The organism is Metabacillus bambusae (assembly GCF_017497975.1).
Lineage (GTDB): Bacteria > Bacillota > Bacilli > Bacillales > Bacillaceae > Metabacillus > Metabacillus bambusae.
On sequence record NZ_JAGDEL010000003.1, the window covers coordinates 399,242 to 412,490 of the forward strand.

The window sequence follows — 13,249 nt, forward strand, 5'->3', positions numbered from 1 at the left end:
ATTCTCTAAGTTCATTTGAATAGATCTTACTACCCAATTTACACATCGTTATATTAATATTATAAACTAGTTGAGTTATCGTTGGTAAGTTGAATTTTCTAGCCTACTAGAAATGAACAAATAGCTTGATGGACTTAGCCAGACAAGCAGGAGTAGAAGCTATGAATGTATTTTTATTATTTCATAAACTCTATTATTTAACTAACAAAGCGACCTTTGAACGTTTATAAGTCTAGTTCCAGCAAAGATTTATCCATAGAATAAAGAAAAAAGTGCCTGTCATTTACCGAATTCGATAATGACAGACACCAGTTTAATCACATTATTGACCATAGCTGCTTACATCTATCCTTTTTTCGTGAAAGAATATAGCTAAACTGAATAGCCCTGAATTGCAACTTAATGAGGATATTTTCATCCTATTTTGCTGCTTTTATAAAAAAAAAACGAAGGCATTCCGTAGATATATCGGAAAAACCTTCGGATTGGGAACTTAATTTTTATTAAAGAATTATTCATCAACCACTTCAATTAAATCAGTATGAATATTTACAAAATAGTCTTCTAATAATTTTCCTAACTGATCATTAAGTTTGTAATAATCATGATCCGCTTTTTCAATGACTCTATAAAACTCACTTTCATCTATCTCGTTATTTTCTAAAGCCATGTGCAATCTCCACATTTCCTCTCCGTATATTTTTTCAATCTTGGTATACTCATGGGCATCTATTTTCTCAAGGACACCGATTAGTTCTTCCAAATAAAGAGCTATTCCTACTTCTTTTATATAGTCTGAAGCCCAAATAAATAAACTTTCGTGCCCTCCACTTTCCATTTCAGCATAGTATTGAAAAACAGTATATGCTTCTTTTGCCATTCTATTTTCTGTTGAATAGTCATATTCACTTAACACAGCAATAACAGCATTCCATATATCATCCTTGTTTAATAAATCTTTTCTATTTATTATAGGCTTCATTTAATCCCCTCCATAGCTATTGCCCCTAATCCAGATATAGCCTTTCCAATCCAAATATTTGTTAAGAATTCATTAGTTTTATAACTTTTAACCTCGTCTGACCATTGCTCTAAAGAAATTACATAAACCCTATTTAAACCCATTACAGCCATAAATGAACAAATTGCATTTATGTATTTTTGTTCATTTTTAGATATTCTTCTATACTAATCTTTGTCCCTAGCTCTGAAAAACAAGTCCATTCTTCATCATTCAGATAACTCCCATCTACATCTCTAATTAATGGATCATATTTTGTTACTCTCCAAGAATACAATGACTTATCTCTCCTTTTGGAATAATAAAACTACAAATCATCTAACGAAATGACTTCACCGCTTCCCGCATTCACTCCGTATTGACAGTCTAATTTTCCGCATAAAACATATTTCCTTTGTACAAAGTCATATACATAGTAAGGTTTTAGCTCAAACAATTCTTTGATTTTTTCAAACGCTTCTTTTTTCGTTAACTTTACTTTATCAGGTTCTTGAAATTGATCATAAATCTCCAACATTGGTTTGTTATCCATGTAATTTACTGCTTGAAGGCTCTTCGTATCAATCATAATCATCAGTTTTCTTTGAAAGACACGATTGTCCTGGTGGTTGGCCCTTACTATTGCATGAATATACCCTTTGTCACGATGGAGGGTTTTAAGCTTCCATTTTCCAGTGTCATTCGGATATTCCTGACGTAATAATTCCTCGACTGCCATCACACATTTCTCTTCCTCTTCCATTGTGATTGGAAATGAAACAGGAGATGGCTCTGCTGAAAGTGCTTGTTCTGCAGTTATATCTTCAACCCAACTAATCTCTTTCCTATCAAACGGTTTATTAATTGGCTCGTCCCAAAAGATGACTTTATTTATTTTCAAATATGACCTTACATCCGCAATAAATTCAAATGGAATCGTTGACGTTCCATCATTCGTAACATATACCTCTTCTACCGCATAAACATTGACTAATTTTTTCTGTTCATAGGAAGGAAATTCAATCAATTTCAATTGTTCCTTTGCCAAATTCTCCACCGCTTCAAAGATAAGGCTATAATTCCCTTCCTTAACCATTTCTTTTGAAGGAAATTGTCCATGGACAGAGAATGAGGTGAGTTTCCCTTCCTGATTAAATTTAACGTCGATAAATCCAGAAGGAGACACCGCTACACCTTCAAAGCATTCTTTAAATTGAAGTTCTCCCTCTGTTTCTTTATGTAATTGAAATTGCATCCCATATGTCAGTCCTGTTTCACGTTCAATCCATTTTATTATTGTTTTTGTATCCAAATTAGCAAACGTAATCCCATCTATTGCATATGTCTCACCCATTACAAAAATAGCACTCTCAAACTTATGAGTATTTACATTTATCTCAATTACTGCTGTACCTTCAGGGTTTTCATCATCCTTTGGCTCAGTTACATGATTAGGAAACCACTCCATACAAAGTGTATAAACCGTATCATTGAAGATATTCACATTTCGATAAAGACTATGACGCTCTAAGTAGTAATTAGCTAATCCAAATTTTGTCTTTGTAAACTCAATTAATTCCTCTATCCTTGAATTCATAGATATTACCTCACTTATAAATTATTCACTCTGCTCCCTCACTCGAAGTTTTATCCTTATTTCGATAAGGATATAATACTTCATCAACCCATTTCTGGAACATGTCATATGCTTCTTCATTTGTTTTCACATTGCCTATATATCCGCCTTTAAACTTTTCGCAATAATAACCCCTATCAACAAACAGCTCCTGCCTTTCACGATCAGTTTCATAATCATCAAAAAACAAATCCATCGAATCATCCTGTCTTACCCAAGCTATCCCTTCAACAAATCGAGTGTATTCATCCTTATAATTATCTACATGCAAATGATTTCCAGTATAATTTACCGTATCAAAATACATTTGATCATTCATGTACTTCACTCCTATTTATAAGTATAGTAGTTATCTAAAACCATTTTGTTTTTTTGCATAAAATCTCGCACTGGTAGATGGTATGAACTTAATTTTATAGTTTCCTTCAATCTCTTGTTTTAGCTTTTCCACTAATGTGACTCCCTTTTGATTAAAATCATCTTCCATTTCAATCCCATTAGGAAGTAATTTATCTTTATCCCAATCAATCCATTTCCCATACTTCCTTGTCCAAGACGATAATTCCTCTGCTAATTCATCTGAAATCGGAACGACTTCTATATCAAGATTGCAACCACATCTATTACACCAAAGCGGATCTGCTTCTAATTTTAGATCGTATATTTCTCCGATATCACAGCAACAATTCAAGCATGCTCACCTCAATCCTATTTAACATTATCTTATGGTTCCGATAGTATTAATTTCCTTATTTGATTTGTCGTTTTAGAAGATGTTAGGTAAGTTTCTCCTTCTCCAACCATATACATTAGGATACTTTCTTCGTTCTCCTCTCCTAACCATAAATGGATCGCATGAGTAGGAAGTGCCCCTTCATATTCAACCATTACATCATAGTCAGGATTCGCTTTATTCACATCTGATTTCTGTTTCATTGCAGTTTTTATCGCTTTCTCAAACACATTAATTGATTGTCTATCATTAATGGAAAGGAAAATATCTTGATTCATCTCACCAACACCACTTGATTTGGCTATGATTATTTCTTTAACCTTTTCATCTAAAAGAATCATATGTTCTTGATTGTTTTGACAACCTACTAGAAAAATTAAACCTAAAAGCGAAAGCAAAGAATATAAAGCTTTCAATGTCATCTCCCCTTAAATGATGTTTCACTATCTATCTACGAAATACCGACTATTTTGACTTTTATCAAAAAAGCGTTTCCACTCATAGTAGAAACGCCACCCTTACATAACACTGAATAAATTTACTTATGTAATTTTCGGGAAAATGCCCTTTGTGATTTTTTCTAATATACGATTTAAAGTTAATATAGCGAACCACAATGTTATAATGACTACTGCGTATCGAATGATAAAATTTAAAATTCATTTTGAAAACGTTCAGTCAATAATGCACCACTGTAAAACATACAAATTCCAGCAATAAGTATAGTAGCTAAAAAGGACATTAAAACACCCATTTTTCGCATTTTGTTAAGTTTTGCGGAGGGTTTCACTGTGTTTTAATATAAAATAAATTACTACTCCTACACAACCAATTAATGAGAATATGTCATTCATTGGACTCCCACTTACCATTTTAAGTTTATCAATAAATGGTAATATCTTCAATTCTTTATCTATTTCTTCCTCTCGGGTAACTAATCTATTTCCATAAACTCATTATGTATCTCTTTATTTTTTATTCCTGATTTCCTTAATACCTTTTACATTACCGTCCTCATTTTTTCAATCGTGTGAGTAATCCTTCATATCCATTTCCAAGCATCCCTTATTCATACATGATACCTCCATTAATTTTTTGATAATAGGCAAAGCAATAAGCTCAGAGAACCTATCTCTGAGCTTTTACATTATTAAGCATATTCCCATTTAGGCACCTGATTACTGAATAACCACCGATCCTTACTTGTCAGTAACCTTCGAATGATGTATTGAACTCTCATTCCTATTTTTTACTTTACAATACAGACTATGCTAACACCTTACATATTTGCGTTTGAAACCAAGCTTCCCTCTGTCTAATTCCTTTTGAATATTTTCAGACGCAAGCAAGATACTGCTTTTTTTCTTGCCTCGTCTGATTTCGACTGGGCCTACTGCCTTAGCTGTTTCAACCGCCTTATTATGGAGCGGCAAATATGAAATTCCGACTGTGTAAATAAAATTATTCATAGCTGATTTCGTTCGATCAGGAGAATCGTGAATCGTATTTTCCACCCGATCGAGCATACTGGCAATTTTGCTTTCACTAAATTCAACGTCTGGGCGATTACCCAAAAGCCAGTAGTAACAGCTCCAGCCTGCCGACATTCTAAGTTCTTCACCGCTTGCGATCCATTTATCGGCAACGCTTTGCCCAAAATCGGTTTCTGCCAAAGTTACTGCAACCACAAAATCTGACAGCATATAAAAATACGCAGCATCCATCCAACGCTCAAAATCCACTTCAGTCATTGTCTTTGGGTCCGCGATGATGCCGGCAAAATACATAGCATCGTAGTTCCCAGTGGCGTAAAGCTTATCGGCTAAAGGCTGATTTTTCTTGATTTTCTTTGACAGCGGCTTCATTGCTCCAGTAGCCACTCCAAAAAGCGGCTCGTGTGCTCCATTGCTTATGTAAGTCTTTTTCAGTCGTTCCTTTCCGAGCGCTTCCAGTTCCTGCATAACCATTTCGAACTCCAACTTTTTCACTTCCTTTTTTTATAATCATACCACTAAATTATTACCAACTTGTTTATATTCTTTATCGAGCAATGATTTATAACTTGATGAAAAAGATAAATAGCAGCTTGCCATTCCAGAGAAGATAATTCACTGTGTACTCTTGGTACTATTAAACCTGATCCCAATAAAACTTCTTAAGGTTTTTGAACGAGTAATAAATATTCATTACTGAGAACGACACTTTGTTCTGTATCTGAAATCAGGAAAACAGAAAGAACAGCCCATATATTTTAACGGGTATTGATACCTGTCACAAAACCTTAATTTACTTAAAAATATGTATAACTAATTGCACCGTATTTTGAGTTGCTTTTTGTATTTACCAACAAAAAAAGTACATTTCTTTAAATTGAGCTTTTTTCTAATGTATATCTTTAGTATCTTCTTAAACTAAAGCTACCCGTTAGCGTTCATTAAGTATCATGACCGTATAAAATTTCATTTATATTAAAACGATATTCTGATGGTAATTTATCTATTTCACGGGAAACCTCTGCCCTTAGACTATTTCTACCCTTTATAACAATTTCATTTTTCTTTAATTGTATTTTACCGATACTATAAGGTGCATAATAAATGTCCAACTTATCTATAGTCCTAATTCCAGTTGAATTTGTTTTAAAATCTGTTAGTCTTAGTTTAAATTCAGCTTTAGTAAGATAACTTTGCGGTACCTTGTACATGACTTCGGCAAGATAATTATTGTTTTGGGCAGTTGAATAAATTAGTTCTATATCAATACCATTTTTATCTATATACTCTATTACACTCTCAATTTTTTCTAATTCTAAATGGTCAAAATCAGCAATCATTCTTAGTCCTTCACACATTGAATGAAACACCATATTAGCTTTACCTTTGTCATCTGCTTGATTATACTCAGATAAATTCAACGTAGAGTATGTGTATTTAAAAAATTCATCAATTGCTATTGATTGTTTTGCTTGTTCCATTGTTTCACCAATACTGAAATAAATCTCTTCGTAGTCAGGGGATTTTACTTCGGCTCTTCTTAATAAATTACTAAAAAGTTGAGAGTATATATAATCGTAAGGTGCTAATGTATTCTTTTCAAAATGGTCATATAATCTAACACCAATTATTCGTTTCAACAGTGGTCTTCGGTTTATCTTGGAAAAATATATCAAGCTATCAACACGCTTGACAGTATTCACATATTTAATCTTGTTTTCTTTTTTCGCATAACTTTTTAACTCTTCATTAGTTTGTGGAGCCTTACTAATAATAGTATTAATGCTATTCAATAATTTATCTTTATTAAAATCCATTTCTTCTTTAACCTCTATTTGTGAAACCATGTTTATAACATCTATAACTTTCAATAATCCATGTTGAAAATCGGTAATGTTTAACTTCATATTGTTAGTAAAATTCCCCTTAATTTCAACTTCTGCAATGATTTTATAAAGTGATTTTAATTTAAACTTCTTCTTTGGTGGTGCATTGTTTATAAAACGAATTAATATGCTTTCAAATGTTTGTCCATGAAAATCTCCAATTAAATGTTCATTTAGAAATGTATCCAGTATACTTAATGATTTATTTATCTCTTCCTTGGTACTAAAATCTTTATATTCAATCAAAAATCGCATAAGTAACTCCCTTGTAATAAATTACCTCTTATAGTTATTTTTTCAATAATCCTTCTAAACAAAGTAAATCATGAATTATTCCACTTTGATAAATTCAATATCAAATTCAGCTATTCCTTCTACAACTAAACTGCCCAGTTTGTTCAATAAGAAAAGGAGGTGCAGCAGCTACCCCCATTGTTAAGCTAAAGTTCCCGGTAGTCGAATAAGAACAAATGGATTACATTATCCGTTTGTGAAAAGTATTAGTCCTTATCTCCAAAGTCAATCATCACACCAACAACCTCTTTAGAAATGTTATATTTTACTTTCACCTCATACATTCCGTCGCCATAACCAGACATTGAAATCGCACCACCTGGAACAACTCCCCCTTGTGCATCTGAAGCAACCATATCACAACATGCAACATAATATTTTAATCCAACTTCTTCAATCTCTATGTCATAAACATTTTTCACTTCATATTGGATGACTTCATCTCTACCGAATCCTGCAAGATCAAAGATTCCAGCTTGTGCAGAGTCAACGGCAATCGGTTTATCGCAAACATGCCATTTTCCACTTGGTTTCTTTTCTCCGTAAAATACAAGTAAACTTTCCACCACTTCTTCATCAGAGTAAGTGATAGATGCCGTCCAATTTCCATTTTTCACATTTGAAAGTATAATTTGCAGGTCTTCTTCTTCATCCACCTGATAACATGGATCAGTAACGATTACCTTTCCACTTTCAACTGTGAAAGTACCAACTGTTTTGGGCTTATTAGTATTCACTTTCGGCACATACCAATCAATAAATTGGCTTAATGTTGATGCTTTACAATCACTTATCCCCGTTTTTTCATTCCAAAGAAAGATTAGTTCCTGCATAAATCTTTTTCTAATGCGGTAGCAAAGTTTATCACCATTGATGTTTTCACCTATACAAATCATTTCATTTGGTACGTCTTTCGGTCTGTTATCTCGATTTTGTTTTATAATATCAATTGTTAAAGTTGATTGTTTATTAGTTAGAATAGGGAACAAAATCCAATCACCAAATTTTGCTCCATTCGTTTCTAAAAAAAGTTCCTTGTATTCATCTGGAAAAATAGCACCAAGTGCTTTTTCTGTTTTTTTTAAATCGAGTAACGACACACCAGCCACTTTCGAACTCGAATTAATCATGTTTATTACTTTCTTCATTTCTTCCTCCATGATACTTTCGGATTATTATGACATACTTAATTGCAAATACTTAATTGCAAATTAACTATGAGTATTTTCGATATTTATTAATAAAAACCCTTTATTTATTCAATAAAATAAATGTCATCTCTTCTTCAACTAAACTGCCGTTAGCTCAATAAAAAAGAGGTTACCGCGGCAACCCTCATATTAACCTCTTGCACCCGTTAGTGGAACAACAAAACCAATCTATCTATGTAAAATAATCTGGTCTGTTTCTTTAAATCCTATTGATTTGTATATTTTTTTTGCATTATCACTGGCTAATAAACGGATTGTATTGATTTCTTTTTTTGAAAACCAATCCCTTTTTGGAAATCCTTTATTAAACAATTCTGATACTTTAATTGAAGAAGAAAAAAGGATTGCACTAAGCAATCCTTTTTAAACTAAAGCATCCGTTAGTTGAACAATGACATCAAACAAATAAGGTTTATGTTCAATTAATAACATGATTTATATATAATACAATGTAAGAATAACATGTTCAGAACTTATCATAATCAGAAAGGTGATAATAAAATGGAAAACTTTTATTTGTTTGTTCTTATGTGCATTTTTCTAATTATTTTACCCGGTCCCGATACTGCAATTACTACAAAAAATACTGTCACCGTTGGGAAAATCGGGGGGCTTAAAACAGCTTTAGGTACTTGTTGTGCCCTTCTTATCCATACTTCTGCTGCTGTATTAGGACTTTCAGCCATCATTGTGAAATCAGCGTTATTATTTTCTGTCTTCAAATACGTAGGTGCTGTTTACTTAATTTATCTGGGTGTTAAGACATTATGGTCTTTGAAGAAAAAGGAAGAAGCAGCAAGCGTTAAGGTGATGACAAAAAGCCAGTTTGTAAACACATCTTGTTTTAAGCAAGGGTTTCTTACAAATATCCTAAATCCCAAAGTTGCTGTCTTTTTCTTAACCTTTTTGCCTCAATTCGTGGACTCTGGAATCAATACCTTTTTACCGTTTCTTATAATGGGTATCACTTATACTGTACTGACTGCCGTGTGGTTTTTACTTTATGTTTATTTAATTAATCAGATTAGTGCTTTTATGAAAAAACCTAAAACACAAAATATTATTGAAGGAATCACTGGTACAATACTGATAGGTTTTGGTATCAAACTAGCTCTTGAGAAGACTCATAATTAGATTATTTTTAGACCCCTGATTTCCCTAAATCGAAGGGTCTTAATTTTTGCCGGAATTAAGGGTACTGGAACGATTAAAGTTTTAGACAAGGATTTATCACTGCTATCTTAAATACAAAAACAACTGTATTTTCCCTTAGTTTTCTACCTCAATTTATTGTGAGCGATCAAAGTCATTTCTTCCAATTCCTTTTGTTCGGACTCACATTTACGGTTTTGACAGCTTTGTGGTTTACTAATGACTTTTATTTGCATTTTTGTAGATTTTTCTTCATAAGAGAAGCTACTTGTATATTATCTTGTTGAGAAGTGTTTTCTAGATGCTTAATAATTAATTCTTGTCGTTCCACAGGATGATTTTGACTTAATTTAGCTTTTGCTTCAATTTTTGTGATTTTTATTCTGAACGCTACAATTCCTTTACTCATTCCTTCGATAAAACTAGGTTCAACATCATTTAAATTGTATGGACTATCAGGACTTTCATATTTATTTACCGAGTCATTTAAAGAATCGAATATTACTTTTCTATCTTCGACAATCTCCATCTTTCCATATAAATGGATAGAAACATAATTCCAAGTAGGTACTGCTTTAGTTGTTTCGTACCAAGTAGGTGAAATATAGCAGTGGGGACCTTGAAAAACCGCAAGGACTTGTTGGTTTTCAGCATCCTTCCATTGTTCGTTCGGACGTGCAAAATGACCATATAAAGCATTATCAGATTTATTTAACATCAGTGGAAGATGAGTAGCGTAGGGTTCTCCTTTATGCTGAGAAAATAAGGTTGCAAAGCCATATTTTTCGATAAAATCATAAATTACTACTTCATCATCAATTTTAAAATGTTTAGGTATATACATAATAATCCACCTTTCAAAAAAAGTTATATGAGTGTTTTGGTCATTATAAAGTCCATTTGTTCTTCATCACCCATATAAAAAGAGTGGGCTCCAGTTTGAACAAACCCCATTTTCTTATAAAAAGCAATAGCATTTTCATTATTTTCCCATACGCCTAGCCAGATTTTCTTTTTATTACGTTCCATCGCAATTTCCATAGCTTTATTTAGCAGATATTTACCAAGCCCATGTTTTTGATATTTGTTCTTTATATAAATCCTCTCAATTTCAAGTGATTCCATTTCTTCAGACTGAACATCATTGGTATTGACCTTTAAATATCCAGCGACTTCATTATTAAAATAAACAAAAAAGAATTGCGAAAAAATATTGGATAATTCTTTTTCTAATTGTTTTAAGTTAAATGCCCTTTCCAAATAGGCATTCATATTTTCGGGAGAATTCTGCTGCTTAAATGTTTCATTAAATGTTTCATAACTAATTTCTTGAAGTTTGCGTGAATCTTCAAGGGTACACTTTTTTATATTTATAGTCATATAAATATGTCGCTCCTTTATATAATCAATAATTTCTCTTGTTTCCCTTTTTTACAAATTCCCAGTCTTTTTCTATATTTTTTCTTACTCTTTGAAGAAGATTGAAAATGGCTTCTACTTCTCTTTCGGAAAATCCCTCTAATGCAACGATATTGGAATAATCATTTTCTCTTTTTATAAAAGGATAAACATTTTTCCCTTGCTCTGTTGGAAAGAGTTTTTTAATTTTTTTGTTATATTTATCTTCTTTCTTTTCAATAAAGCCATTAATTTAAAGTTTTTTTATAGCACGAGCTGCTGTTGTTCGATCTACTTTTATCATCTCAGCTAACTTTTCTTGTATGATTCCTGGGTTTTCACATATTCGCACCAGGTACAAATACTGCCCTTTTGTAAGGTCATATTCTTTAAATTCTATATTACTTATAGAATCTAATGCCCTTGCTATCATTCCAATTTCACGAAGAATTTCCTTCATAATTAACTCCTTAGAACATTTTTTTATTGTAAATGCAACAAAAATGGCATATATTAAATTTAACCTAGCTTTGTTGCATTTGCAACAAAAAATAATGATAAAAAGGTCTAGTAAAGTGAAATATCTTTTTTATGTATTTGGAATTTAAATATTAACCCTTGGTATTTATTTCACTATACAATCAAACCTTGGAACTTCACCTATTGATGCACTTTTGGTAGGACTGTCCCTTTAATCTCGACTTTAATGAATGGAAGAATTGCTGAGCTTCACTTTTATGTTGAAAACAATAAACAAGGCAAGTAGACCACTGGAACCTCCCCAGTAGTCTCTATCAGAACCAGACGTGATCCTCTCTGCTTATCCGGATCCCATTATTCAGCCGAAGTCTTAATACCTATATCCCAGAGTTTAAAGAGTTTGGGATTCTGTTTCACAATTCTAACCAAGAAATGTTCTGCCTTTTTCTTGTGACGAGCTAGTTTTTTATATTTTCTTTTGCCCATATAATTAAAGCTTTATTTATATGCCATAACGAGGAGTACATTTCAAATTTGTAGAACTTTCCATAACCATAAGTTGAATAACATTTTAACACTCTTGCAAAGAAAAATATGGCGATACAACTTTTATTTAAGAATTTTGCCTAATCGTTTCTTCTACGTAAATGAGAAAATTACTGTATGGGGAGTTTCCTTTCAAGAACTGCGATACCACATCCAAAGGTAATATCACTATATCCCACTTTTTAGAATAGAGAACACTCTGTGTTTTGGTATTACTATACACTCGATCATCAAGATTGGGAGAATAATTGTGTACAGAATCAGACTCATACCAGTAAAAGTCATGCTTAATATTACTTTTGATAACCTCTCCAATATAAGCACCTATACGAACCACAAAATTATCAAAATGCTTATTCAACAGTTCAATACCAAATTCCGTATTCATTAATCTTTTTGTATATATATCAATATAACGAACGCTTTCAATAGTGAAATCTAAATTTCTTTTAGTAAGGTTCTCTTTATCCCAGGAATCATCTGATACATCCTGATACATTAATTTTGCAATGCCATTTAAATCATCTTTTTTTAATTTTGCTCTATTTAAGAAACCAAACATACGATGAAATTTCTCCTTATTCAATTGTTTATTATTACAGCTATGCTAATTATATCTTTTCTTACACTGACTTGTCCCATTAATTGAACAAGATAAACCAAACTTTATGCTAACTAAATAATATCCTTTGTTATACGCCTTATTTTCTACCTTTGAAAATAAAACATTGTTTTAGTTATAATGTGGGTAAAAAGTAAAGGAATGCATAGAATGAAAGATCAGATTGATGAATTAACGCTATTATTATTGCATTTAACATCTTTTACAGAAGATTATAGATTAGGTAGTGCTCAAAGAAGTTGGAAAGGTTATCCTTTTGAGTCACTAAATGAATTAACACAGAATGATTACATTCGTGGCAGCAAGCAATCAAAATCAGTGTATCTAACAGAAAAAGGAATCGAACAAGCCAAGAAACTGATGAAGAAATATAATATAGAAGAACAATAAGGGATCTCTCAAATGGTCTTATCCCCGTCAAGTAGACAATTAATAAAAGGTTCACTTATTAGGCAGCCTTAGCTCTATATTCAGTAGGGCTAAGGTTATTTAATTTTTTTTGAAAACGTTTATTGTTATAAAACTTAATATAATTTTTTACTGCTTCCTTAACCTCATTTGAACTCTCAAATTGGTATCGGTAAAAACATTCAGCTTTAAAGTGGCTAAAAAAACTCTCCATACATGCGTTATCTAAACAATTTCCTTTCCTAGACATACTTTGCTTAATGTTGTATCTATTTAATAGTTTGTTATATCTTTTTGAGGTGTACTGGAATCCTTGATCGCTATGTAATAGGAGTCCTTTCACATCTCTTTTTTTTATGGCTTCTTTTACTGTATCAGCTACTAGTTTAA

The 13,249-nt window shown here is 32.2% G+C and carries 15 protein-coding genes and 3 pseudogenes; 4 read left to right on the forward strand and 14 right to left on the reverse strand.

The features are described 5' to 3' along the window. Positions 1 to 511: 511 nt before the first annotated feature. From I7822_RS06740 to I7822_RS06780, 9 genes are all read right to left on the reverse strand, one after another. Positions 512 to 982 (reverse strand): DMP19 family protein, encoded by a 471-nt coding sequence (locus tag I7822_RS06740; protein WP_207976264.1) that lies wholly within the window; start codon positions 980 to 982, stop codon positions 512 to 514. Positions 983 to 1,151: 169 nt separating this feature from the next. Further along, positions 1,152 to 1,298, reverse strand: a complete 147-nt coding sequence (locus tag I7822_RS06745; RefSeq protein WP_207976266.1) for a hypothetical protein — start codon at positions 1,296 to 1,298, stop codon at positions 1,152 to 1,154. Between the two features lie 30 nt (positions 1,299 to 1,328). After that, on the reverse strand, positions 1,329 to 2,597 hold the full coding sequence (locus I7822_RS06750) for a hypothetical protein (protein WP_207976268.1): 1,269 nt from the start codon (positions 2,595 to 2,597) through the stop codon (positions 1,329 to 1,331). Positions 2,598 to 2,622: 25 nt separating this feature from the next. Then, a complete protein-coding gene (locus I7822_RS06755) occupies positions 2,623 to 2,955 on the reverse strand; it encodes a hypothetical protein (RefSeq protein WP_207976269.1) in 333 nt (110 codons plus the stop codon). Between the two features lie 30 nt (positions 2,956 to 2,985). Continuing rightward, positions 2,986 to 3,327, reverse strand: a complete 342-nt coding sequence (locus I7822_RS06760) for an immunity protein CdiI family protein (RefSeq protein ID WP_207976271.1) — start codon at positions 3,325 to 3,327, stop codon at positions 2,986 to 2,988. 32 nt (positions 3,328 to 3,359) lie between these two features. Continuing rightward, the gene (locus I7822_RS06765; protein ID WP_207976273.1) at positions 3,360 to 3,785 is read right to left on the reverse strand and encodes a YhfM domain-containing protein; all 426 of its coding nucleotides are present in this window, start codon (positions 3,783 to 3,785) and stop codon (positions 3,360 to 3,362) included. 855 nt (positions 3,786 to 4,640) lie between these two features. Continuing rightward, on the reverse strand, positions 4,641 to 5,348 hold the full coding sequence (locus tag I7822_RS06770; RefSeq protein ID WP_207976274.1) for a DNA alkylation repair protein: 708 nt from the start codon (positions 5,346 to 5,348) through the stop codon (positions 4,641 to 4,643). A gap of 455 nt (positions 5,349 to 5,803) precedes the next feature. Beyond that, positions 5,804 to 7,003 carry a hypothetical protein gene (locus tag I7822_RS06775; RefSeq protein ID WP_207976276.1) on the reverse strand — a complete coding sequence of 400 codons (1,200 nt, stop codon included), beginning with the start codon at positions 7,001 to 7,003 and terminating at the stop codon, positions 5,804 to 5,806. 245 nt (positions 7,004 to 7,248) lie between these two features. Next, positions 7,249 to 8,190 carry an SMI1/KNR4 family protein gene (locus I7822_RS06780; RefSeq protein WP_207976278.1) on the reverse strand — a complete coding sequence of 314 codons (942 nt, stop codon included), beginning with the start codon at positions 8,188 to 8,190 and terminating at the stop codon, positions 7,249 to 7,251. Positions 8,191 to 8,754: 564 nt separating this feature from the next. On the opposite strand from I7822_RS06780, the gene I7822_RS06785 reads away from it, so the two are divergent. Then, a complete protein-coding gene (locus tag I7822_RS06785; protein WP_207976280.1) occupies positions 8,755 to 9,387 on the forward strand; it encodes a LysE family translocator in 633 nt (210 codons plus the stop codon). A gap of 77 nt (positions 9,388 to 9,464) precedes the next feature. Beyond that, positions 9,465 to 9,620 (forward strand): annotated as a pseudogene (locus I7822_RS06790) (LysE family translocator); the annotation flags it as partial. Positions 9,621 to 9,631: 11 nt separating this feature from the next. Here the strand turns inward: I7822_RS06790 and I7822_RS06795 are convergent. The 3 genes and pseudogenes from I7822_RS06795 to I7822_RS06805 form a co-directional block, all read right to left on the reverse strand. Continuing rightward, positions 9,632 to 10,249 carry an FMN-binding negative transcriptional regulator gene (locus tag I7822_RS06795; protein WP_207976282.1) on the reverse strand — a complete coding sequence of 206 codons (618 nt, stop codon included), beginning with the start codon at positions 10,247 to 10,249 and terminating at the stop codon, positions 9,632 to 9,634. Positions 10,250 to 10,272: 23 nt separating this feature from the next. Then, entirely contained in the window at positions 10,273 to 10,785 is a 513-nt protein-coding gene (gene paiA / locus I7822_RS06800) for a spermidine/spermine N(1)-acetyltransferase (RefSeq protein ID WP_207976284.1), read from the reverse strand. A 25-nt stretch (positions 10,786 to 10,810) separates the two neighbouring features. Continuing rightward, positions 10,811 to 11,263 (reverse strand): annotated as a pseudogene (locus I7822_RS06805) (MarR family winged helix-turn-helix transcriptional regulator). Positions 11,264 to 11,378: 115 nt separating this feature from the next. Here I7822_RS06805 and I7822_RS29830 point away from each other — a divergent pair. Beyond that, a pseudogene (locus I7822_RS29830) lies at positions 11,379 to 11,495 on the forward strand (DUF6198 family protein); the annotation flags it as partial. Positions 11,496 to 11,896: 401 nt separating this feature from the next. Here the strand turns inward: I7822_RS29830 and I7822_RS06810 are convergent. Further along, positions 11,897 to 12,391 (reverse strand): hypothetical protein, encoded by a 495-nt coding sequence (locus I7822_RS06810; RefSeq protein ID WP_207976286.1) that lies wholly within the window; start codon positions 12,389 to 12,391, stop codon positions 11,897 to 11,899. A 210-nt stretch (positions 12,392 to 12,601) separates the two neighbouring features. Between I7822_RS06810 and I7822_RS06815 the strand changes: the two genes are divergently transcribed. Beyond that, complete coding sequence (locus I7822_RS06815; RefSeq protein WP_207976288.1) at positions 12,602 to 12,841, forward strand: DUF6429 family protein; 240 nt, start codon at positions 12,602 to 12,604, stop codon at positions 12,839 to 12,841. A gap of 58 nt (positions 12,842 to 12,899) precedes the next feature. Here I7822_RS06815 and I7822_RS06820 read toward each other — a convergent pair. Beyond that, positions 12,900 to 13,249: IS3 family transposase (locus I7822_RS06820; protein ID WP_207976290.1), on the reverse strand; the 350-nt coding region annotated here is incomplete at its 5' end.